18 protein-coding genes are annotated in these 25034 nt (G+C 40.4%); 9 read left to right on the forward strand and 9 right to left on the reverse strand.

Annotated elements, in window-relative coordinates:
- Together K8S13_RS17260 and K8S13_RS17265 are read right to left on the reverse strand one after the other, a co-directional pair.
- On the reverse strand, window positions 1-1063 hold a 1063-nt coding region (locus K8S13_RS17260), incomplete at its 3' end, for an AI-2E family transporter (RefSeq protein WP_291464433.1).
- Window positions 1064-1456: 393 nt separating this feature from the next.
- On the reverse strand, window positions 1457-2743 hold the full coding sequence (locus K8S13_RS17265; RefSeq protein WP_291464434.1) for an acetyl-CoA C-acetyltransferase: 1287 nt from the start codon (window positions 2741-2743) through the stop codon (window positions 1457-1459).
- Between the two features lie 104 nt (window positions 2744-2847).
- Here K8S13_RS17265 and K8S13_RS17270 point away from each other — a divergent pair, with 104 nt between their 5' ends.
- The gene (locus K8S13_RS17270; protein ID WP_291464436.1) at window positions 2848-3630 is read left to right on the forward strand and encodes an NRDE family protein; all 783 of its coding nucleotides are present in this window, start codon (window positions 2848-2850) and stop codon (window positions 3628-3630) included.
- 632 nt (window positions 3631-4262) lie between these two features.
- On the opposite strand, the gene K8S13_RS17275 is transcribed toward K8S13_RS17270, so the two are convergent.
- The gene (locus K8S13_RS17275; RefSeq protein ID WP_291464437.1) at window positions 4263-5009 is read right to left on the reverse strand and encodes a hypothetical protein; all 747 of its coding nucleotides are present in this window, start codon (window positions 5007-5009) and stop codon (window positions 4263-4265) included.
- A 305-nt stretch (window positions 5010-5314) separates the two neighbouring features.
- Between K8S13_RS17275 and raiA the strand changes: the two genes are divergently transcribed.
- The 3 genes from raiA (at window position 5315) to K8S13_RS17290 (ending at window position 13376) form a co-directional block, all read left to right on the forward strand.
- Window positions 5315-5674: a ribosome-associated translation inhibitor RaiA gene (raiA, locus tag K8S13_RS17280; RefSeq protein WP_291464439.1), complete on the forward strand. Its 360-nt coding sequence runs from the start codon at window positions 5315-5317 to the stop codon at window positions 5672-5674.
- Between the two features lie 1074 nt (window positions 5675-6748).
- Window positions 6749-11347 (forward strand): tetratricopeptide repeat protein, encoded by a 4599-nt coding sequence (locus tag K8S13_RS17285; protein ID WP_291464441.1) that lies wholly within the window; start codon window positions 6749-6751, stop codon window positions 11345-11347.
- Window positions 11328-13376: a hypothetical protein gene (locus K8S13_RS17290; protein WP_291464442.1), complete on the forward strand. Its 2049-nt coding sequence runs from the start codon at window positions 11328-11330 to the stop codon at window positions 13374-13376. The genes K8S13_RS17285 and K8S13_RS17290 overlap by 20 nt, the downstream gene beginning before the upstream one ends.
- A gap of 353 nt (window positions 13377-13729) precedes the next feature.
- On the opposite strand, the gene K8S13_RS17295 is transcribed toward K8S13_RS17290, so the two are convergent.
- On the reverse strand, window positions 13730-14464 hold the full coding sequence (locus K8S13_RS17295; RefSeq protein ID WP_291464444.1) for an enoyl-CoA hydratase: 735 nt from the start codon (window positions 14462-14464) through the stop codon (window positions 13730-13732).
- 191 nt (window positions 14465-14655) lie between these two features.
- Between K8S13_RS17295 and K8S13_RS17300 the strand changes: the two genes are divergently transcribed.
- From K8S13_RS17300 to K8S13_RS17310, 3 genes are read left to right on the forward strand one after another with little or no spacing between them, the layout of a single operon-like run.
- Complete coding sequence (locus tag K8S13_RS17300; RefSeq protein ID WP_291464446.1) at window positions 14656-14898, forward strand: DUF6364 family protein; 243 nt, start codon at window positions 14656-14658, stop codon at window positions 14896-14898.
- Window positions 14895-15314, forward strand: coding sequence for a PIN domain-containing protein (locus K8S13_RS17305; protein ID WP_291464448.1), 420 nt, complete (start codon window positions 14895-14897; stop codon window positions 15312-15314). Before K8S13_RS17300 ends, K8S13_RS17305 begins: the two co-directional genes overlap by 4 nt.
- Window positions 15315-15349: 35 nt before the next feature.
- On the forward strand, window positions 15350-16846 hold the full coding sequence (locus tag K8S13_RS17310) for a hypothetical protein (RefSeq protein WP_291464450.1): 1497 nt from the start codon (window positions 15350-15352) through the stop codon (window positions 16844-16846).
- Between the two features lie 34 nt (window positions 16847-16880).
- On the opposite strand, the gene K8S13_RS17315 is transcribed toward K8S13_RS17310, so the two are convergent.
- From K8S13_RS17315 to K8S13_RS17325, 3 genes are read right to left on the reverse strand one after another with little or no spacing between them, the layout of a single operon-like run.
- On the reverse strand, window positions 16881-17618 hold the full coding sequence (locus K8S13_RS17315; protein ID WP_291464452.1) for a Stp1/IreP family PP2C-type Ser/Thr phosphatase: 738 nt from the start codon (window positions 17616-17618) through the stop codon (window positions 16881-16883).
- A 1-nt stretch (window position 17619) separates the two neighbouring features.
- Window positions 17620-19230: a serine/threonine-protein kinase gene (locus K8S13_RS17320; RefSeq protein ID WP_291464454.1), complete on the reverse strand. Its 1611-nt coding sequence runs from the start codon at window positions 19228-19230 to the stop codon at window positions 17620-17622.
- Between the two features lie 34 nt (window positions 19231-19264).
- On the reverse strand, window positions 19265-20122 hold the full coding sequence (locus K8S13_RS17325; RefSeq protein WP_291464456.1) for a hypothetical protein: 858 nt from the start codon (window positions 20120-20122) through the stop codon (window positions 19265-19267).
- 276 nt (window positions 20123-20398) lie between these two features.
- Between K8S13_RS17325 and K8S13_RS17330 the strand changes: the two genes are divergently transcribed.
- Window positions 20399-21400 (forward strand): polysaccharide deacetylase family protein, encoded by a 1002-nt coding sequence (locus K8S13_RS17330; RefSeq protein WP_291464458.1) that lies wholly within the window; start codon window positions 20399-20401, stop codon window positions 21398-21400.
- Window positions 21401-22016: 616 nt separating this feature from the next.
- Here the strand turns inward: K8S13_RS17330 and K8S13_RS25775 are convergent.
- The gene (locus K8S13_RS25775) at window positions 22017-22388 is read right to left on the reverse strand and encodes a hypothetical protein (RefSeq protein ID WP_367172712.1); all 372 of its coding nucleotides are present in this window, start codon (window positions 22386-22388) and stop codon (window positions 22017-22019) included.
- Window positions 22389-22856: 468 nt separating this feature from the next.
- On the opposite strand from K8S13_RS25775, the gene K8S13_RS17340 reads away from it, so the two are divergent.
- Entirely contained in the window at window positions 22857-23741 is an 885-nt protein-coding gene (locus K8S13_RS17340; RefSeq protein WP_291464461.1) for an FHA domain-containing protein, read from the forward strand.
- Between the two features lie 8 nt (window positions 23742-23749).
- Here the strand turns inward: K8S13_RS17340 and K8S13_RS17345 are convergent, their stop codons facing one another.
- A complete protein-coding gene (locus K8S13_RS17345) occupies window positions 23750-25003 on the reverse strand; it encodes a TIGR02270 family protein (RefSeq protein ID WP_291464462.1) in 1254 nt (417 codons plus the stop codon).
- Between the last annotated feature and the right edge of the window lie 31 nt (window positions 25004-25034).

Below are 25034 nucleotides of genomic sequence, written 5' to 3' on the forward strand. Positions count from 1 at the left end.
CCATAAACTGAAAACTTGAAAAATATATATCTGCAAGGGTTAAAAACAAGGTGGCAATCAACGGCCCATAAATAATACCCAGCAAACCATAGGTTTTAAGGCCGCCGATGATTGCAAAAAATACGATTAACGGATGCATTCTTACCCTGTTGCCAACCACTTTGGGTTTAAAAATATACTCGATTCCCCAGGAAAGCACGGCATAAAAGACAAGGACAAAAACACCGGCTGCAAGCCTGGATTTCAGCATTAAAATTGCAGCAGTCGGAACCATGACAATCCCGATTCCCACGATGGGTAAAAAGGCCAGAAAGCCCATGATAACACCCCATAGAAATGGAGAATTCCATCCTAAAAATAAAAAAAGTGTTCCACCTGCAATCCCCTGAATCAGACCGCCAAGGCCATTTCCAATAAGAACCGCACCTGCCATATCCATAAATTTTTCAAAAAGCTTTTCATCGTGCTCATCTGGTAAAGGTGACAGATCATTCATATATTTTATAAATTTATCCCCATCAATGAGCATATAAAACACCACGATCAGCATTAAACAAAAATACAGTACAATATTAAACACATTGGATGTGATAAACCTGGCCTGTTCAAACAATGAAAATCCCACAAACTTTCCAAACTCTGAGATGGGGCTTATCAACTCATCCCAGGTCACCACCATTTCAACGCCTGCCTTTACCAGCAACTCATTGAACCGTTCGAGAACCTGTGTGGTTTCAAGCAGATTCTTTAACTGGTTTGAAAAAACAGCATCCCTGGCCATGGCATAAAGATTAAACGCCTCCTTGGAAAGCACCCCGACAAAAAAGACAACCGGGATGAATACGACAAAAAAAATCAAAATACAGGTAAGAACAGAGGCAGCTTTCGGTCTCATCTTTTTTGAAAAAAGCTTAAAAACAGGATTAAAAACCCCTGTGGATACGATCCCTAAGATGATAACGGCAAAAAAAGGGGCCAGCAGATTGCCGGCAAGCAAAATTGCAATGCAGAACAGAGCAATAAAAAAGACAAACACTGCTCTTTGAGAAATATTTTGCTCCAAAGTTTCACCAAATTTGTTAGATTTTAAAAAAAAGAAACGCGTAAAAAACCATATAAAGCCGCAACATGCAAAATGATTTGCACAACTGCGGCTTTACATAAATCAAAGAATCATCTTGTTCTATTTTCTTTTGGTTTTAACTGCTGATAATACCAAGAGCCGCCAAAACTAGAAGTATCTCAAATATAATGACGTGAACATAACTTCCAAAAAAATGGTATACAATACCGCCACCTATAATTGCCGGCACTACCGTATAAATTAATATACTCAATTTCCTAGGAATATCCATAATAAAAACACCCCTTTATGTCTTTCATTTCAAACAGTTAATACCCCATTAAAAACCTAACGTTTTTTACCATTTTAATGAGTCCAAGTAAAGGGAAAAACTTATCTTTCTATTATCATTGCCATACCCATACCTCCACCGATACACATGGAGACCAGACCCGTGGAATAGGATTTTCGTTTCATCTGGTTAATGGCGGTAACCATCTGTCTTGCCCCTGTACATCCAATGGGATGACCGAGTGAAACTCCTGATCCCAGCTCATTGGGTCTCTCCACATCAAGATTAAGTTCTCTCATGCATCCGATGGCCTGGGCTGCAAATGCTTCGTTCAGCTCAATCAAGTCAATGTCATCCATGCTCATACCGGTTTGTTTCAACACTTTTCTAATCGCCGGTACAGGGCCCAGACCCATGTATGCAGGATCAAGTCCGCCAGCGGAAAAACCTTTAATTTTTGCCAGTTTTTCAAGGCCAAGTTCATCTGCCTTTTCTTCGGTCATCAAAAGAACCGCAGCTGCTGCATCATTAATTCCAGATGCATTCCCTGCGGTCACACTTCCATCCTTTTTAAATGCCGGACGAAGTTTTGCCATTTTTTCCATACTGGTTTCCATGGGGCGCTCATCTTTATCAACAATGGTATCACCCCGGCGGGATTTGATTACCACAGGCACGATTTCCTGGGCAAATGTGCCGTCATTCACAGCGCCCAACGCCCTGTTATGGCTCAATAGGGCCAGTTGATCCTGTTCTTCCCTTGTAATGCCGTATTTTTCTACAATATTTTCAGCAGTGAGCCCCATATGGTATCCATAAAAAATCTCATATAATCCGTCAAATACCATCAAATCATGGACAGGTCCGATACCGGTCAATTCCATTCGATGTCCCCATCTGGCCTTGTTCAGTGCCATGGGAGCATTACTCATGCTTTCCTGACCACCGGCCAGGATCACTTCTGCCTGGCCGGTCATAATGGCCTGGGCACCAAGGGCAATAGCTTTGAGGCCTGAACCGCAAATTTTATTGATTGTAACGGCAGGACTCTGCCTTGGGATGCCTGCTGCGATCATGGCCTGGCGGGCTGTATTCTGGCCTTGCCCTGCCTGGAGCACATTGCCCATGATAACTTCATCAATAAATACAGGAGTTGAGGAATCATCATAATCATATCCCTTTTTTTCAAGATCGATCATACCCTGATCTTTTAAGGTATCCGGAGAAAATTCATCCTGGGATGCATCCACAACAGGTTTTAACCCGACTCTTTTGAGAACATCTTTCATTACATATGTACCTAGATCAACAACGGGTACGCTTTTCAAAGAACCACCAAAGGAGCCTACCGGCGTTCTGACACCACTGACAATAACAACATCTTTCATTATAAAACCTCCATCAATATTGATTTTTTAATCATTAACTATTACATTCTAGCTACATTATAAGATCAATAACAAAGAGACAACTAAAAAACAAGGAATTATACATGTGTTTAATTCTCTTTGGATATAAAATTTCAAGTAAATATCCTTTAATTCTTGCTGCCAACAGGGATGAATTCTATCAGAGGCCCACTGCCCACATGCATTTCTGGGAAGACAAACCTTCCATTCTTGCCGGAAAAGACCTTCAACAGGGAGGAACATGGTTTGGGGTGAATCAAAAAGGAATATTTGCAGGTTTAACAAATTACCGGAACCCTGCCGCCATCAAACAAAATGCTCCCTCACGGGGTGAAATCATTATTGATTTTCTTGAATCCGGAAAATCCATTGAAACCCATTTTAAACCGTTCAAAAAAAAGGCAGCTTCATACAATGGGTTTAATCTGATTTTCGGAAATAAAGATAATCTCTTCTGGTTCTCTAACCTGAAAAACACGATCAAGAAAATTACCCCGGGCATCCACGGGCTTTCCAACCGCTTTCTGAACACACCCTGGCCCAAGGTGGAATCCGGCAAAAAAGCATTACAAAAAATTATCAGTGAAACCATCACATCTGAATCCCTTTTCTCCATTCTGACGGATCAATCTGTCCCTGATGACAGCCTGCTTCCTCACACCGGCATGGGACTTGAATGGGAAAGAATCCTGTCGCCTTTATTTATTCAAAGCGACATTTACGGCACAAGGTCCTCCATTGTGATGCTGATGAATCAAAATGGAAACATCAAAATTACTGAACGAAGCTATCATCCTGAAAATAAGCTGCTATACAAAGATCAAAAATTTTTCTTTACCCCCCCCCTAAAATTTAAAAATCGGTGAGAAACAGGGCGATTGCGAATATACCGACGGGGGCAAAGGCAATACTTTGAGCGTTTATTATCTGAAAATGGAGCCTATATTTTCAGATAATTTTTTAATGCGCAGAGACCAGACAAAGAAACTCAACTTGAAAAAAAGCTGATTTACTTTTTTAATGGGCCTTTTTAGATATTCATCATTCCCACAGAACGTAACAATACAGACTTGACCTTTTACACTTGGCGGAAATAAGCAAGGTCCATGCTTATTTCTCAGAAACGGACAGTCCGCCGAGTATAAAAACAGGTGAGATTCAAGCCTTTTTTTTATTTCGTCGTGCATCTGAGGTAAAATATTTAAGATGAAAATAAAGTCCCACAAGCTGAAAATAGAATCAATATAAATGTTCTTACAGCACATCCCTTTGCAGATGCCCATGCATTTGGACATGCTTTTTTCTGCAGCCAGGAGTAGTTCCTTCTGGGCATTTTGAATATTTTTGCAGGCATTACCTATTATAATTTTATCATCCTGGTTGAACTTTTGTGAAATCTTTACAGCTTTTTTAAAAGAATATAGGGTGCCCATTTTAAAAATACTTATTCTAAATTACTGCCGATAAAAGACGTTGAATACGGTTAAATATTTTAGACCTAAACCATGTCTTCTATTTTCTTTAATCGTTTTTCTAAATCCTTGGATTTTTCCATATTATTTTGTTCTTCAAATTGTTCCATTATCGAATCAAACATCTTTCTGAGCGATGGTAAAACCTCATTTTTAAAGGTTTCTTTTTGCTCTGCTGAAAATTGTGAAATTTGATTAACGAGTTCATCTATTTTTTTATGGAATGCTTCAGTGTTAAAAGTATCTATATATTTTTCAAGTTGACTCACAAGCTCATTATTTTGTTTTTTAATACTATCCATTACCTTTTTTAACTCTTCCCCGGCGGTGGCAATTTTGTATTCTAAAAAAGTAATTCCTTCCACTGAAGATCCTGATTTCAAAGGTGTTTTATCTGATGCTTCTAAAGAAGAAATAGCAACAATGTATGCATCTGAATGCTTTGAAAATATATTGCTCATCAAAACAAATGGTGTGGTCTCATATATCTTTTCTTTATATTTTTTATCAATAATGATTTCAACTTTTGACATTTGAGACTCAACCAAAGATACTTTCCTTACCTCCCCTGCTAAGATTTTTTGGCCTTTCAGGTCATCTGCTAAATATACTTCACTGCCTTGAATAAGATTTTTATGATTCTTATAGAGTACATCAATCACCAAATCTCTTTGAAACAATGACATGATGTTTGACAACGGATTTGCTAAACAAAGGTTATTAAAACCTAAAACGATAATAACGAATAATATCACTGTTGAATAATTTTTCATTATAAACTCCTTAGATTTGATTGACTGTTTCAAAACTAAAATATGATCAGTGATATTTCACATCAGTTGGATTCTGATACCTGGACTTTCCCAAAAAAACTGCAAAAGAAATTTAGTCATATTTTTCATATTATGCCATTCCTGCTCACATTGAGCAAGTATTTTCAGCTATTGGATTTAGTGCTTCGGCACCCAAATTCGATACTCAATAACACTTGCATAACTTAAATGAACTGCCATCATTGATATGAATTTCAGGATATGCTACATTAAAATCCAGATATTCACCTTATTCAGGAGGTTTCATGCACATATCCATCACATTCAAAAATATCAACTCGTCAGATGCTCTAAAATCCCACATTCATGAAAAATTTAATAGGTTAGACAAGCTGCTTGATAGCCCGGCCGATGCACGTATTGTCCTGTCGGTTGAAAAAATTCGAAATATCATTGATATAAACCTGACCTGCGACAAAATAAAAATTCATGCGAAAGAAGAAGCTGAAAATAACATGTATTCAGCCATTGATGCCCTTTCAGATAATGTTAAACTGCAAATTAGAAAATACAAAGATAAACAGAGACGGCATCTTTCCGGTGATAAACAGACCATTAAAACCAATGGAATGGAGATAGAATCTTCTGAGGATGTTGATGCCTGAATCTGATGCTTGAAATAAGTTTTGTGAAAAACATCGTCCATACATCCCTGATGTAAGGCGTTTCAGCTTTGATTAAGACAAATGCCTGACTCAAAAATCCATGGCGTATAAACGCAAGATTTTTCCCTGTATCAGGCTTATTTCCGACCAAGTACCAAAGCCGCTGGTATCAATCTGTAAAAGGGTCAAAGTGCTGCCGTGTTTTTTATATATCGTTGATTATCTATGTGATCAATAAAGTTTCCATCAACCACAAAATATGGTGGCGGGCTATAATTCAAAAACCCCGGGACTGTTAATAATAGTGTTCTCCCTTAAATCCAATATTGGGAAGAACTTATCTTTTACATAGTCCACAGTGAAAGGATGAAAGATACCAGTACAAATCGAAACGGTTTAGCGCAAAAAATTTTAATCCAAAGTATTCAAGAGTTTTAACCCTACATTGACTAAATGTACCTTTTAAAATTATCCTTTATAGATTTGTTAAAAGTTTATCTTATCTTTTTTTTATAGAAAATTACAAAAGGAAAATGTCTTTTTTTATTTATGTTTGTTTTGCAGAGTATTTGATCTGGATGACGGAGTTTTAAAGAATTGCTCTGTAAATTCATCTATAAAGATAGATATTCTCTTTAATTCCTTTACACTATTTTTGAATACTGTTATGAAATTCATCAGATATCAATAAGATAGGCTCAATTTATCCCCTTCATTTCCATATGGGATACTGAGCAACTATCATAACAGGAGTCGTTCAAAGCTATGGCAGGCATTTTACGTATATAAAGTACTTGAAATGTCAGTGTTAATAATACAATTTCGGGAGGAATATAAGCCCTGAGCAGACTGCATCAAATATCTGGATGTGATAACGTTGAACGCAAAGCTGATATAGTTTTTATTCACGGATTAGGTGGTGATGCCTTTAGTACATGGCGCCATGGCAAAGATAGTTTAACATCATGGCCGCATTGGCTCGGTGATGAATTTCCCGATATAGGAGTGTGGTCACTCAACTACCCCGCCAGCCCGACAAAATGGACCCGAGCCCTTGGGTGGCTAATAAAAGGAATGCGCGACAGCGGTTACAGCGCTGCTCTTCCTCAGCGGGCGTTGCAAGTGCTTGACCTGATGGTACAAAACGGGATCGGTCAACGTCCTCTTTTTTTTATTAGCCACAGCCTTGGTGGTTTAGTTATGAAACACATACTGCGCAAGGCCAGCGATTCGATCAATGAGGTAAAAAAGAATCAAGTGGCTAAGAATACAAAGGCAGTCTTATTTCTTGCTACACCTCACTGGGGCGCTGAATTAGCGTCGTTAGCTAACAAATTTAAGGCCATTTTCAACACAACAATTAGCGTAAGTGAACTTAGTGCCCATGATGCATACCTTGAGGATATAGGCCTCTGGTATAAGAACCATAGTGATGATTTAGGCATACAGACAGTCACTTACTACGAATTAAAACCCTTTAAGGGTTTGCTTATTGTCAACTCTACTTCTGCAAATCCAGGGGTTGGAAAGGACCCGGTAGGGCTTGATGAAGACCATATATCCATTGCAAAGCCTAACAGCAAAAAAGATCAGGTTTGCAATGCGGCACGTGACTTGCTCTGTGACCATGTTTTATGTGTTACACCTGCAGTTGAAACAACATCAACAAGTAGTCAAGGCGAAGACACTATTCATCAAGAAACAAAAGCTTTCGGTAGATCTGTCGCGGTTCAGAATAGCCCCGGTACTCAGGTTAGAATTTCAGTATCTAACAATGAGACCTCCAATCATTCAGAACAGATCGACAAACTTATTGATATCACCCAAAAGCAAACAAATGTGATTACCAAAATCGTCTCGCAACAAAATGGACCGCAAAATGTGACATACCAATCTCCAAAACCGTATGAAGGTGACATAGTATACGAACAGGTCGACGAACAGACTTTGGTAGATAAATATCCAGTAACACAGATACCTCGGCAAGAGATCGGAAGTGTTTCCAGTGATATCCTTACTATGTCACGGAAACGAGTAACTGTCACGGATATTGCAGAGGTGATCCAAAAATTGGAGACTGTGGAAGACACAGTAGCAGAAATTCGGAACCAGATCTCTGTATGGAATAATGATACTGCACTTCTACTATCAGAACGACTCGATGATCAATTGAAGGGCATTGAAGATGATGCCTGTCCACGCTTACTGGAGTACCTTTTCTTGATTGCCCGCGTTCATATAATTTATGCTGAAAATAAAGATACAGAGTCTACTGAACACATTGATAAGGCAAAAGATATTCTCACCCGAATCGACTCACACTTTGCCAGTTCTCCGCGACCCACGATAGCGGCCGATGTAAGAGCTTTGAAGGGCTCGATAAAGAACCTCGAGAATGGAACAAATTCAGCCCTCAAATTCCTTTTAGGTCACGATGATCCATACTCGATTCGGATACGTCTTGCGATGTATATAAGAAAACAGGACCTGGATAAAGCAATCACACTAATTGAAGGCAGGCCTCCACATCTTCGATGGTGCGACATAGCAATCACAGTCTATGTAATCGCAGGTCGTCGAGGTGATGCTTTGGAACTGGTAAAATGGGTCGATAAGCAGAAAGACCGGATTAAGTACCCTCAATGCGTGGTAAGGCTCGCGGACGCATCTCTTGTTAAGGCTATATCCGAATTGGAACCGGGAAAAAACATCCTCCCACAAGACCTTTCCGAGACCGAAAGATTATCAGTGCAAGAGGTCCTAAACGATCTGAGCCCAATTCTGGAACCAATAATAAAGAGTGGCTCCGTCGATTCAGAGCTGGCAACTGCAGCAGTCAAAATCGCCTGGCAGGCTCATCATCTGCTGGGCCATCGTGATGACGTAGGATCCCTTGCTCGGATTATGTCTACTCACAATCCAGTGCCAACCGATGTGGCTCGAAGCGTTATGAGCGGCTATATGGCTCCTCCGCCAGATCTTCCCAGCCGCATGAGAGAGGATCATCCCGATGATCTTGATGCTAATATACTTGCTACTGTTGTCGAATCCCACATGGGGCAACATATAACTGCGTTCAATGAAGCGAAGAAATTGCTATCCCTTGCTGACACTAATGAGAAGAAGGAAGAACTCTTCAAGCTGTTTCAAGAAATATGGCAGAACTTAGATGATGATACTGCAATGGAATGCGAAAGCATAGCCCGTCCTCTGGTTGGCCATAACCCCGAGCTACAGGCTACGTTTGATGCTATGCGAGCCCTTCGTTCCGGAAATGGAGATAAGGCACTTGAAGCCCTAGACAAATATAAAGCAGAAGATGATGTATTCTGGCTACAACTCCGAGGTAATGCTTTGATGCAAATGGGAAGTCTTGCCGACGCGGTCGACATGTTTCAGATAGCTGCCAAAAGAACGGGTGCGCCCATGCTGCTTCACAAAACTGCGGATTTAGCCTTTCAAGCTGAGAAGGTGGCTATAGCCGTGGATTGTTATGAGCAACTTATCACTGCGCAACCAGACAACCTAATTGCCCGTAACAATTTGGCTTCGCTATATACATTTCATCTGAAGGATTTGAACAAAGCTGAGATACAGTTCCGAGAGCTACATGAAGCCGAACCCGGCAACCCAGATCACACAGTTAATTTAGCTTTTTGCCTCATCCAACTTTATCGTCCGGAAGAGAGCTTGGCTTTATATAATAAAGCTTGTAAAACTAAGAACCCAGATTTGCGCGCGGTGCTGGGTCGTGCTGAACTCCAAGTTAGTATAGGTAACCCTGATGAGGCGTATACTTGCCTTCAACAGTTTCGGAATACATTCTGGGATTCACCAGATTTTCTTCTTGCATGTATGAATACTTCATATGCAGCCGGAGAAGACGACTTCGCACATGAAGCTTTTTGCAAACTTAATAAACTTCGTTCAGAAGGATTAGTGAATGATAACGTCTTTCAAATGGTTCATAACGATGAGGCCCTTACAATAATTAAAGAGCATTTCAAGGCGGCTGAAGAAAGAAAACGGAATGTCCATGAGGAGATAATTAGAGGTAGGATGCCATGGACTTGGGCAGCACAGTTCTCTTCAGATGCTTTTTATTGGGCTTGGCGTCTAAGAACCCAAGGGCTGGACTGGATTGGTGACGACCCCGTAAACCGTGCTATGCATACAGTTTACTCGACGAACGGATTTCACGCTGGAAAAATGGATAGTGCCAGATCTATGTTGCTAAGGCTGGAGTGCCCCCCACCAGGTACAAAGGTGGTAGCCGATATTTCAACACTTATTACATTACACAGATTAGACCTTCTGGACAAAGCTGTGGACTACTTCAGTGAGATCCTAATTCCTCAAGAGTACTTGGCAACTGTATTGGAAGATGGAAGGAAAATGGTCATACATCAGCGATCCCGTAAAAGGACAGCTGAAGAGATCAATAACAATGTAGCTATCGGTTCTATAACATTGGTTTCTCAGCAAGATTGTATGGAAAAGTCATTGCCTGTCGCGGATGAGTACCATGACTCAAATGCCAATCGGTACCATTTGATCGACGTGATCAAACCCGTACATGAGGCTGGGCTAATGGATGATGCGACGTTTGAAAGAGTACGTAAGGCATGCGTAAAAGCTTCCAGCATAAACAGCGAGCATCCCCCGCTCATGCAATTGCAGAACCTCAATATAGAACTTTCGACTTTGGAAACGTTGTCTGTCTTTGGGTTTTTGGATACGATTATAAAATTCTATCATGTACATATTATAGATCAAGCTCCCATCGAACTGGCCCAAAGGCTTGAAGTTCTAAAATTTCAAGAGGAAACGAGAGAATGGCATTTCGATCTATGGGACCGGATTTGTGCCGATACCAGATTTAAATTTATTCGAGCCTTCATCCCGCAAGAGATGAAAGGTAAGGATAGCGAAGAAAAGGATTACCTTGCATTTCTGGCAAGCTTTGTGGCTCAGCATGAAGGAATCCCTTTGCTGGCTGATGATCGAGTTTGTCAGGTGATGACGCTAAATATAAGACATGGGAGCTCTCATGTAGCCTTAGCCTTTGGTTCTGATGCCGTTGTGTTAGCCCTATTATCATCTGACAGGTTGGAGGCCTCTGGTGCTGCAAAAGCGATGCAGGCTCTGATTCGGTGGCGCTACCGATTCGTTCTTCCATCTGCCGAGATTCTTAAAACTTATGCCAAGCAATATTGTACAAATCCACCAGGGCTACCTTTACAGGAGATAGCTGAATATGTCCATGATTGCATGCGTGACACAGGCTTGTTTGGTGGCCCCGAGGCCACAGATGCCAAAGAATCAATGGCAATGCGACTTTATACGTCCTGGATAAACCTTCTTGCAGAATGGCTGGTGGAACTTTGGAATGATAGAGATTTTTCAAATGATATTGCTATGCAGTTGACCGAATGGTGTGTTAAAGAGCTCCTCCCTTCACAGCCGCGCGTTTGGCATGGTAGCATCAAGGTGAGATTCAGCTCACTAACCCCAAGACTCCTTATTACACACATGTTGCTGAGTGCAAATTCTGTAGCCAATGATGAACGCGGATCTGCTGCAATGAAGGCTATCCAAAAGGTTTTAGAAATGTCTGATGATGACTATTTAAGAATAATAATGGAAATCCTAAATGACACCCGAAAATTATAAACCAAACCCTGAAGAGATGCAAAAGGCAATGCGGACAATGCAAATCCGTATCCGAAATATTGCCTTACGCCATATTGATAGTATAGATCTCCGGAGCCTTCGAATCCTTCAGGATCTTGATCTTTTCAAAGACGAAACCCCATCTATTGGGGATGATTTAGATCTGGCTGTTCTACGAGATCCTCACCATCCTAAACGATATAATCTATCGAGCGGTCCTTTGGTGCTTTATGAGACAGAAGGAGAGAAGCCAAAGCGAATGCTCATAGAACTCCCTGTATTGATCTTTTCCGAAATTAAAAATGTGCGGCAAGCAGCTCTGGAATGCATCGAGAGAATGGCCGTAAAAGATCCTCTTGCTCTTACTCCAAAAACAACATCCATATTAAAAGATTGCCGAGATGATTTGGTGTCGGAAGCGCCAGAAAAATGGAGACAGGCTGCTATCGCAGTATCCGACGCACTCTATGATGATATTTTCATCGCATTAAACGGAACACGCCAAAGCCTCGAAAGTAAGCCTGTGAATGAGGAGACTCTCAATTTCTACACAAAGAAGATTATCCATCCACCAGTGACTTCTCTCGATTCTATTAGCCTTCCTATAGGACATCCCGAACAGGATCATAAAGCACTAAACTTACTACTATCAGACAAAATTGGCCAGGCCTCCAATCTCGCAGAACTATGCGATTCTTATCTTAAATATCTCGGATTTCTTCCCCTCGGGCCACCCTATTGTCTGGCTACTGCTATAAGTAAGTGGCTTGACTCAAATCCCGATATTGATGCCTGGAAAGAAGTCTGGGGATGGGCCCATGCAAATCCATCCCCGCTATCTAATTATCACGCCTGCTCAGTCTTTGCTCTTTTTCCAGAACTGATTCCAGAAGGTAAGTTGCCTTATTTTTGGAACGAAGTCGTCGCGATTGTAAAGGGCGCAGAAAATAGCGGAACCGATCACTCTGAATATGAAATTTGGGAACTTCGTCGGGATCTTGCACGACATTACACATTTCACTTAGAGGCACATTTACCTGAAAATGATGGAGGGAGTATTGGGTATTTTGCATGGTGGTTTGCAGAACAAGTCGCAAATCTATTTCCGTCTGATGCAAGAGCGGCCAAATTCTACTGGGAAAACTGGGTTAAGCCTGCCTTAGATATATCTGGGCCAATCTGGATAGCAGCAAGCGCTCCTATTAAGTATTCCTTCTTGCGTTACATTACATTTCAGCAACAATCGCCATGGACAACATCACTTTTGATACTTATGGGTGAACAACTTGAGAATCTTGCACCCAATGAGCAAGACGAGGAAATCCAGGCAGAGTTTAATGATGCCATAGTTAGAAGCGCAATTTTTTCAATACCATTTCCAATCGAATCCCAAAGCGATCCTACATTTGTTCTGGAGTGCTCATTGGCTGATACTCTATCCAAATGGGCAAAATACCAAACTGAAAAGCATCAAAAGGATTTGCTGGAACTCATTTCAACGAGTCGAAAGCTCGGAAGCAATGATATACTATGCAATGCACTTAGAAAACTCGGAGAATCTACTTTTCCCGATCAAATTACTGTGTGTCTTGCTCTGAAAGCAAAGGTAGCTATTGACCCAACAGTTGCAGAAGACGTATGGGAGATTGTTTCTGATGCCAAATGGCGTAAAGAAGTACTTGGAAGGGCGGAAAAGAGGATTCTGGATCTACTTATAGAGTCTCTAAGTTGGCTCCTTGTTGACAATAAAGATAAATGGTTCTCCTACCTCCCACATTACATCGCGGAACTATGTGAAAAGGAAGAGGATGAAGAACGAAGACAGGCTTTATTCCTATATGTGATACATACAAGCCTTGCATCCGATACAGTGAGTGCAGTACGCCGACTTATCCGGGGAAACCAGAGAGCAAAATTTGTTGATTATGTTAAAGATTACCGGATGCGGATCGAGCATCTATTCTCAAACTACCCTCTTTGGGTGGCGGCTAAACTGCGTGGTCTACTATCGAGTATGCATGTTCATTGATACCCAAATTCTTTATTGCCACCCAAATATCTTGAATCAATCTTCTGACCTAAAAAAATGATACCAGATCAAATCTTGATGAACTTTATGGGCGAGGACTATTATCTATTTAGGCTTGATTTTTTAATTTGAAATTCTTCATAGACTATCCTCTGTTAGTCCACATTTTCATTCAAAAACAAGCAACCACAATATAGCGTCCTGTATTTTTTCGTCATCAGGTGCAACAGTCAATTTTATTGACTGTATTTTTCAAAACCCACATCAGATGATTTGAAAAAAATGATCTTATATTCAGCTTAATGCGGAAGAATGGCTCAGGATGCTATTTGGGGTGCAATATATGGCAACTTTCACACTGTATTTGCTTTGCTATGCTTTAAGAACTTTCCCACAAATTTCCTGAATCCTTTACGTTCGTGAGCCAAAGATTCTTGCCGTGTGACATGGTTTTTATACTTGATCAAATCTTTTACAACTCCCAGCATCTCCTGATTTACAGCGCAGATTTCTGTTGATATCTGTTTAGCGCGGGATATAAGTTCCCCATGAGGAACCACTTCGTTGACAAGACCGCATTGCATGGCCTTTTGGGCAGAAACAAATTGACAGGTAAAAGAGATCTGTTTGGCCATTCGCTGGCCCACTGCCTGCTGTAGAAGCTGGGTCATTCCCCATCCGGGATGAATCCCCACTTTTGCATGGGTATCAGCAAAACAAGCATGTTCCGAAGCAATAAGAAAATCACAGTTCAAGGCTATCTCAAAACCGCCTGTGATGGCATGGCCGTTGATAGCTCCGATTATGGGCTTTTTACAATCTTCAAAGACATCCGGCAAGTCTTTTCCATCTCCGCGAGGATCAAAAAGATTCTCTGTTTTAATCACAGACAGATCAAGCCCGGCACAAAATGATTTACCGTTTCCTGTGATGATAGCTACCCGAATCTTATCATTGCTTGAAACCTCATCAAGGCAATTATAAAAATGGATTAGAAATTCCCGGTTAATGGCATTACGCTTCTCCGGTCGATTCAAAGTAATCATCGCTATTCCTTCTTTGGTTTCGAACAATACCGGTTTTCCCATATTCCCTGTTTCCTTCTGTGTTTTAAATTTATATTTTCCGTATGACGATTATTATTCGACAGAATTGGTCAATATTACTTATATCAGGACAAATATCAAACTATAATGTTAAACTATAATTGACAGCCCCACCCTATTGCCGTATATTATTATTAAAAAAGCCCGGCGCTATAAAAATAGAAGAGGGAGACGTGAATACAAAACTCACATTAAGGCTTGATGAGCATCTTATTGCATCCGCTAAAGAATATTCTGCCAAAACGGGTAAATCTGTTTCAAAAATTGTCTCTGATTTTTTCGTAGTTATTAGAAATGAAAAATTAAAAAAGACCCGTTCACTTACCCCAACGGTTCAGTCCCTAAAAGGTATCATAAAAAATTCAAATTTTTCAAAAGATAACTACAAAAGCTATTTAGAAAATAAACATTTATGAAAGTGCTCTTTGACACAAATATCATATTAGATGTTCTTCTTGACCGAAGGCCTTTCTGTGAACATGCCTCCTATTTAATGTCAAAAGTCGAGCGTTCAGAACTCAATGGTTTTCTTTGCGCCACCACGGTAACGACAATTCATTACCTGTTATCAAAGTCTCTGCATAAAGAAAAAGCCGTTGAAAGCATTCATTCGATAATGGCGCTGTTTGAAATAGCCTCGGTTAACAGGGTGGTAATAGAGAATGCATTAAAATCAAAATTTACTGATTTTGAAAATTCGGTTCTTCATGAATCGGCACGGCACGCAGGAGCAGAGTACATTATAACCAGAAATATTAAAGATTTTAAAAAATCAAAAATACCAGCCTTTGCCCCGATTGAATTCTTAAGCATGCTGGAATCACTGGAATAGTACATATCAATAGTTGAAATGAGGATGCGGACGCTATGGAACGAAGAGTTGTTGTTGCGGGATGGGGCCAGATCACTCAGCCAAAAGAATTGAATGGTATACCACAAGATCCCATGGGTTTGATGGAACAGGCATCCAATAGAGCCGCAAAAATAATGGTTTCCAAAAAGGGTTTGACAACTCTTGACGGAATCATGGTTGTCAGGACCTTAAGCCATCATTACACTGCGCCGGCCCAACAGCTTGCCCAAAAATTAGGCGCCGCACCAAAATTTACCCATGTGTCAGGAATTGGGGGAAACTCTCCACAGACGATAATCAATATTGCTGCCGGTATGATTGCCCGAAATGAACTGGATTCTGTTCTCATTGTGGGTGCCGAAGCCTACGTCCAAAGAGGAAAAAAGCAAAAAAAGTTTGAAAGTGCTCTGTTCAGAGGCATACCAGAAGATTATTCCAAGGATGATCTTATCGGTTCCACTCCTTTGGAAAATTTATATGGGATTGAACATCCCCTGCAGGGGTTCCCGCTTTTTGAGACTGCACTATGGTCTGCATCCGGCCTGGATCTGCAAGCTTACCTGATGAAAATCGGGAAAATGTGGTCTGACTTCAGCAAGATCGCTGTGGATCATCCCTATGCCTGGACAAAATCCATGAAAACCCCGGAAGAAATCATCACACCCGGCCCGACCAACAGGCCCGTTGCCTTTCCCTATACCAAGTACATGAATTCATTTGTTACTGTGGATCAAGGGGCAGCTATCATATTAATGTCAGAAGAAACAGCAAAAAAATATTCACAAAAAGACCGGCAGACCGTCTATTTCCTTGGGGGCGGGTATGCTGAAGACCGGCAGCGCTTTATGATTGAAAAATCTGATTTCACCTCAAGCCCGCCACTTAAGGCCGCTGTTGAAAAAGCATTGAAAAGATCCTGTATGCCTTTGGAAAGCCTGGAGTGTTTTGATCTTTATTCATGTTTCCCCTGTGCGGTTTCCATTGCAAAAAAAATGATCGGGATAGCAGATGATGACACAAGGCCGCTTACTCTGACCGGAGGCCTTGGTTTTTTTGGGGGCCCTGGTAATAATTACAGTCTCCACGGGGCAGCCACTCTTGCTGAAAAAATTTCCATTGGTGAGAAATCAAATGGCCTTGTCACGGCCCTTGGCTGGTTTATGCATAAACATGCGGCCGGTGTCTATGGTTCAAAGCCTTTAAAGGGAGAATTCAAAGATCATGATATAGCAGATCAAAAGAATCGTTTTTCAGGAAATGATCCCGTAAAAATCAAAGATCAGGTCAACGGATCCGGAACCATTGAGACCTATACTATTATCTATGCAAATAATCATGAACCTTCCTATGCAGTGCTTTATGGAAAAACCCGGGACAATTTCCGATTTATCGCCAGAACACAAAACCATCCGGACATCTTTAAACAACTCACATCAAAAAATATGGTTGGACAAAAAATAAATATTGGGTTTAATCGTTCCCGAAGTATGAATATTGCCGATTTAACATAGCCGGAATATAAACAGAAATTTGATCAGGCACTAACTAAATGGATGGGGACAAAATTTCAGCCATTACAACAGAAATATTATCTTTCCCCCCATTGGCATTGGCTTCATGGATAAGGTTCTCAACTTTTTCTTCAATACCTGTCCTTGAATCCATGTGCTTTTTAATCAAAGAATCCTCTATCATATCTGTCAGACCGTCTGAACAGAGGAGAAAGAGATCTCCGGAAATAATATTTCCCCTTAAAATATCCAGGGATGGGTTTTTCTTAATTCCCACTGCCCTTAAAATTACATTCTTAAAAGAATGGTGGGTTGCTTCCGCCTTAGTGATCATGCCCTGATCCAGCTGCTCTTGCACTAGAGAATGATCAGTGGTCAGCTGTTTTAACTTCCCCCTGCGAAGGCGGTAGGCCCGGCTGTCACCCATGTGACCAAGAACAAAACGATTGGAACTAAATGCCAGCAATTCCGCTGTGCATCCCATGCCTTTGCGTGCTGAATTGTTTTCTGCATACCTTAATATACTGTCATTGGCAATTTGAAAGGTTTTTTGGACCAATTCAGATTCCATATTATCAGTGTCTTGTTTCCTGGAAAAAACTTCCTGGGCTGTCCTGGCAAATATTTGACTTGCTATATCTCCTTCTGCCGCCCCCCCGATTCCGTCTGCAACAAGGCAAAATCCTTTCTCTTCATTTACTAAAAAGGTATCTTCATTTTTCTTTCTGCGAAGACCTTTATCTGTTTTTCCAAACAAAAAAAATCCGGCCATCTTATTTAAACCTTTGAACCATGAATTCTACCAGGTTAGATTCATCATAGGCGATATTCAACCGTTTTCTGAGTTGTGCCAGGTCATCATTTATTTCTTTCCCTGACTTGTATCTTATGCCTTTATCTTTTTCCAGGCACTTCATAACAATATCATTAAGCTCGTCCGGGACATCAGGCCTTAATTGGATGATAGGCGTGATATTAATTTTGGGAATGGTGCTCAAGGCTTCCAATTCATTGCTGAAATGATACAGCCTTTTCCCGGAAAGTATTTCATGGAAGATTATACCAAGGGCGTATAAATCTGACTGGTGATCCGTCTCTTTTCCCAGAGCCTGCTCCGGGGAAAGGTATGACAATTTACCCTTGATCACACCCGCCTGGGTAAAACTTGGTTCGGATCTGGCCTTGGAAATTCCAAAATCACTTATTTTAACTTCACCTTTAAAGGATATCAGCATATTCTGGGGGCTGACATCCCTATGAATTATATTCAGAGGTTCGTTGGTTTCAGCACTTTTTTTCGTATGGGAAAAATAAAGCCCTGAACTGATCTTTTGAATCAAAAATATGGAAAGATCCACTGGCAGGCCTTTTTTTTCATGGGCCATGATCTCTGCAAGATTTTTTCCATCCACAAATTCCATTACAATAAAGCTTGAATTATGCAGTTTCATAAGATCAAAGATCTGTACAATATTTGGGTGTTGAAGCATAGCTGCAAGACGCGCTTCCCTTATGAACATATCCACGAAATCTTGATTCTGGGCAAGATGAGGCAATATTTTTTTTATGGCAACGGTTCTTTTAAAGCCATCTCCCCGAATGTAGTCAGCCAGGTACAATTCAGCCATTCCACCCTGGGCAATCTTTTTTTTAAGCAGATAGGGACCCAGTTTGTCTGTCTTTTCAAATTCTTCAAGCAGTCTTGCTCTTTTTTTTCTTAAATACCTGTCCGTAAAAAACAATGCACCGATAAAAATGATAATATTTATTATCCACAAACCAGCAAGCAGCTTATTGTATTTTTCAAGCGCCTTATCCAATTTTTGGGCATTAACTCCAAAAATAATTTTCCCTATTTTAATTTTGGAAAAAAAGATCTCCTTTGTGAAGCTTATTATTGCATTCCCCTTGTAGTTTATCCGACTTATTGAGATATCATCATCTGTTTTCAATATTTCGACACCATTTTCAGAAATATATTGATTGCCAATGGCATCAGGCTCGCTATGGGCAATGATTTTCCCATCATGATCAAGGATTGCAGTAAAAACCGGGTTATTCTTTTTCTCCAACTCTCCCACTGCAACATTCAACGTGAGAATATCGTTCTCCAACATAGGAGCACTGATTTTTTCACCCATATTGGTTACAGCCTGAAGCCCGGTGTCAATAAAGGTCTCCCTGTGTTCTTCCTGGTAATTTCGAATGGAAAGATGACCAGCCAACGAGATCAGGATAAAAAACAGGAAATAAATCACCAGGGGTTTTTTACTTCTGCTTATGAATTCATTCTTTAGTAATCTTCCTGCCAAACCTGCATACGTTCCGGTTGCCAGTTGTTTGGCCCATGTGATGGTTGTCGCCACTTTGTCACTGGCAGTCATAATTATTCTCCAAATTAACGATAAAACATTATTTTTATTCGACCGTAACTTTGTTAATAATACCGGTACACTGAACTATTATAAGTCGTCTAACCCGGCTTAATTCCTCAATCTTTGCCATATCTTCCAGCAGTACTGGTTTATTAGTTCCAGAATATAATTTAAAAACAGGAAATTTCTCAAGGTCAGGCATCTGGAAGCCGTTCATAGAAAAGTTCTCATGATTGCCGCAAAGGGGGCATGAAATTTCAGAATCGCCAAAATCCTTTAAAAAAGGTTTTGGAGAAAATTTTAATTTCGTATTCAAGGCGTTCCACCATGGAAGATAATCCTTATAATTAGCTATTCCAAATAGAAAAACGATTGCCAGCAGAATTAATACTGCAAAAAGAATAAATGAACGTTTTAACTGCCCGATATTTTCTGTGGCAAGTGTTATGAACACTTCTCCGACCCTGGTACCGGAAAAGGTAATTTCAGAAGAAAAATTCATCACCCTTTGGTGATTTGAATTGGATATTTTCCAGTAATGAACATCATCAAGTACAGCTGATCTCTGCTTGTTAAGGGTGAAAAACTGATCCTGGTCAGTATAGGCAATTATTTTATTTTTATGGTCAATAATTGATGCAAAAACCACTTCAGATTTTTCTGTTATTTTCTCTATGACCTGGCTTAAGTGTTTGATATCTCTTTCCAAAAGAGGCAATCCGGACTGGCTTGAGATATCTTTTGATATGGAAACACCAATCTTAATTAACTTTTGCTTGCGATTACCTTCCAAAGTTTGGATGAAGATATAAAAAATTGTACAGAGAACAAACCATGCAACCAGACACCATATCATTTTTTTCCCGGTTAGCTTAATGGTTCTTTTTGTTTTTGCGGTCATGTGAACTTCCATCCTCCCAGAAACGCTCAAACCATAACATCCATGCAAAAATGGTCATCATCATCAGGATGCAATGGAAAAAACTAATAAAAACAATCCATTATTTTGACCTATATAAAAAAAATGTTGCTGTCAAGACACTTATGCATTTTTACCCGTTTTTTCACATATAGAGCATTGATTATAAGAATTCATAAAATGAAAAAAGTATTGTAATATCATAGGAAAATGTTCATAATACAAAATCATAAAATTGAATCATATTATAGGTTAACAATGGGTAATGGTAAAGTAGCATTAATACTTACATGTTTGATTTTTGTTATTTTTTTTACATCCTGTGTTGCTAAGAATTCACCCGTACAACACGGGTCTTTGATATATAAATCCAATGATTATGCCCTATGCAAACTTGAAAAGGAGGGTTCATTTGCACAGCTTGCCACTATCCATCTTGGAGATAAAAAATGGGTTTGGAAAATTGAAGACGCCAATAATATAAACACTCTCAGGGAGGACTCTTTTGTGGCAATTCCCTTGAAAGAAAAAAATATGGGAGGACTTTTTGAAAACGGATATCAGAGCGTCCCAATTTTATGCTATCATAAATTCGGGACAGATAGAAGCTCCCCTCTTACCATACCGTCCCATGTTTTTAATCAACAGATGAAATATCTTAAGGATAACGGATACAGGGTTATCTCTCCGAAAAATCTACTGGATTTTTTGGAGTACCGTGGTCAGATACCGAAAAAATCTGTGCTCATTACCATGGATGACGGCTACAGGTCTGTATATGATGTTGCCTGGCCCATCTTAAAAAAATATGAATTCACGGCAACTATTTTTGTTTATACCAATTATGTTGGTATTTCTAAAAAAGCTATGTCCTGGGAGGATCTCAGGACGCTCAAAGCCCATGGGTTTACCATCGGCTCCCACACAGTATCCCACAGGGATCTGACGCAAAAACAGCCGGATGAAACCGCTGATACTTTTTACAATCATATAAAGGAAGAAGTCTTCCTGTCAAAAAAGATCATAGACAGAGAGCTAAGTCAGGACACCATTTGTCTATCCTTTCCATATGGGCGGTACAGTCCAGACTTGCTGAAAATAGCGGAATCTGTCGGATATAGAATGGCAGTTACAGTTGAAAGGGGCAGTAATCCTTTTTTTTCAAATCCCCTTGCTTTAAAAAGGGATATGATATTAAAAAAGGATATGAAATCTTTTATTTCAAGATTGAAAACATTTAATAACCTCTCTTTAAAGTGATATGAGCTATGAAAATTTATAAAATACTGACAACAATAGTACTATTTACAGTGTTGATTTCCGGATGTATCTCATCTTCTAAAAAACCCGATTCACATGAGCCCGAACTTATCCAGCAACACATTGCAAAGGGAGAATCCCTTGAAAGAGAGAGCCTTTTTTCCAGTGCCCTGGAACAGTATAAGCTTGCTCTTACCATTGATCCTGAAAATAGAGAAGCAGTCCGGCATAAAAAAGAGATTCTATCTAAGCTTTGGGAAAAAGCACAACTCCATTACAAAAAAGGAGTACGATTTGATGAACAAGGAAAATATGAATCCGCCAGGAAAGAGTACCTTAGTGCCCTTCAGAACTGGCCTGACTATAAAGAGGCAAAGGAACGGCTGACACCCGGCGGAGTTTTCGACGAAAGCAAGGATTATATCATCCATACACTCCTGTATGGAGAGAGTGTCTCACAACTTGCCATGATCTACTATGGAGATTTTAAAAAACACTCCATCATTGGCAGATTCAATATTTTAAAAGATGTTACAAAAGTTCGTGTTGGAGAAAAACTGAAAATACCTGTCATTGAAAGCGTCACTCTATTGAGCCTTCAACAGAAGCAGAAAAATTATCTCAATTCACAAAAAACCAAAATTTCTGTTACTGCCGTCAGTGAACCAGAGAAAGAGATAGAGACGGCAACAATAGAAACAAGCGCTGAACCTGAAACAATTTTACAACCTGCTGATGAAATCACGGAGCCCAGGCAAGATCCTGTAGAGGAAACTGTACAAGAGACAGTGGTATCTTCAGAGGAGACTGAACAGGAGACAATTACGCCTTCAGAAAAGACCGAACAGGAGACAATCCCACCTTCAGAAGAGACTGAACAGGAGACAATCCCACCTTCAGAAGAGACTGAACAGGAAACAATCCCACCTTCAGAAGAGACTGAACAGGAAACAATCCCACCTTCAGAAGAGACTGAACAGGAGGTAATTCCACCATCTTTAGAAAAAAAAGTTCCAGATCATTTTGTACAGGGAACCAAGCTGTTCAACCAAAAGAAATACCCGGAGGCAATCCCTCTGTTTTTAGCAGCAAAAGAAGTTGATCCAGACGATGAATCCCTCTCTGATTACCTTTCCAAATCTCATTTCCAGCATGCCTTAACATTGTATAATTCAGAGGACTATCTGTCGGCAAAAGATAATTTTGAATCTGCTTTCAAGTATGATAAAAACTGCGAGAAATGCCCGAATTACATTGAAAAATGCCTAACAACATATAAAGAAAAACATTATAATCTTGGTATCCACTATTTTGGCAAAGAGCAGTTGAATAGAGCAATTGAGGAATGGAAAATGGTTAAAAAAATCGATCCTGATTATAAGGACGTGACACCTAATCTAAAAAAGGCTGAAATGCTTTTTAAAAGACTTGAAAGTATAAAGCAGAGTACTTCAGAATGAAACAGCCTATTTCAATTATTGTCCAGCTTATACACATCCACGGCCCCCTGAAAGGAGAAATTCAGGAATTTTCCGGCAATGAGATAGCCATTGGCCGCGACACATCCTGTGATCTTCAATTCCCCCGGGATCTTGTTGTCATATCTCGAAAACACGCAAATATAACCAGGGAAGGGAACCAGTTTAAGATTGTTGACCACAGCACCAATGGAACCTTTGTCAATGGCGAGCGGGTAACCGAGGCCTATCTAAAAAACGGGGATGTGTTAATTTTCACCCAGGGCGGCCCCAAAGTCAGTTTTTTAACCCGGGTTGGTGAAACTATAGAAGAAGCACCTGATAACCGGATTCAACCATCCCGGAAGCCCCATAACAGCACTTATGAAATGCCGTCTGAACCTGTGCCTCAACCTGTGCCTCAACCTGTGCCTCAATCTCAACCTCCTCAACCCGGAATTCAAGTCGAAACAGTCAAAGCACCCCTGATTATTCAATACGGACCGGTTCTGCAATCATTCAATGAGCTTCCAATAACCATTGGAACCCATGCAGACTGTGATTTGACATTGGATCATCCATCATTGCTTGAACGACACATTCAAGTTTTTTTCACCCAGGGAAGTTACAGGGTTAAGGACCTTACCGGTCGTAATCAGGTACTGATAAATAATCAGCCGATTATTTCCCCTTCTGCCTTAACACCAGGAGACAAACTCTTTCTCACAACTAATGGACCCGCATTCCATTTTATGGAAGGGGGCCGTATGGCTGAAATAAACATACCACCGCAAGATGAAATAAAAGATATAGATCCCCGGAAAAACATTGAGAAACCTTTAAAAAAGAAAACAGGATCTGTATTTCAAAAATTCTTTGGTTAACTAAAAAATTACACCAAACCTTGAGATGACAATAGTTCTTTTTGAAGGTTGCCGGGTGCGCGCACTTCAAAAAGTACTCGGTCGGGTTGAAGCATTGCAAGTTCAATGGCAGCTGCTGCACGCTGTCGCTGGAAACCTGTTTTAAGTATATTTATAAAATTTTTTAATGACATTTGTTCGCCTTGCAAATAACGGGTATTGTTTTTAAATAATCCTTTGTTCTTATTCCACCATTCTGAAATTAAAGAGGGTTCCGGCCATGGGAGGTCTTCATCCTGGTCCAGATCAACATCTTTATCTTCCGGATTTTCTGTTGGGCCTGCTTCAAATCCTTCAGACCACTCGCCTTCAAGATCTTCATAGGCGATATCAACTCCGGTAATCATTGTAAATGATTCACCCGCAACCCGGGCTATTTCCGGGACTTCCATCATTTGGATCAGCCATGGAATCATCCCGGGATCACCGATCACGCCATAACCTGTGGTTGTGAGTCTGATAAATTCCGGTTTTTGCGCGAGCTCTCGCAGCCATGCATGAGCATCTGGAAGGTTCATATTTCTAACAGCCATGGCACAGGCTTTTTCTGAATATCTCCCCCCGTCCTCTGCAATATTGCGTAAAACCGAAACAGCAGATTTGCTTTTAAATAGCCCGGCAGACCAGGCAGCCGAAAATTTGCAGGTTTCATCTTTTTCATTAAAATGATCTGTAAGCATGGGCAAGAGATCTTTTCGCCCCAGTTCACCCACAGCTTGAAGCGCGCGGGTTCTCAACATAGGATCATCATCAGATAAAGCGGTTATTAATAATTGCCCTGGATCATGCCGATGCACAGCACATGCAGCAAGACCGATACGCCGAAAATCCGGGGAATCAACAGACAGAAGATTTTGAACATTGTTGTTTATCTTATCAAAGGATAACCAGCCAAGAGCAGAAATTAAACCGCATGAGAGTTCATATTCACTGCTGCCTGTTTCAAGAATACTTTGAATTCGATCTTCAATATCACTTTCAAAAGCAAGTATAGATGCCGTAAATACTTCACCTGCTTCTTCCCATGCAAGCTCATCCTTTACAATTTCCCATCCTTCATTTCCCGCAATACGCAATCCATCAATATGTGCCTCAACGCGATCATCAAGGAGTGTCAAATCAGAAAGAGAGTAGTGCGGCTCATGCACTGCATAGTTGCGCTGGAGCCAAAGAAAAGCTGCTTCCTCGGCATGTTGGGACATTATTTCAGGTATTATTGGCATTTTGATAATTTCTTTATTCCTTTTATTAAAT

The sequence above is a fragment of the Desulfobacula sp. genome, assembly GCF_021107415.1.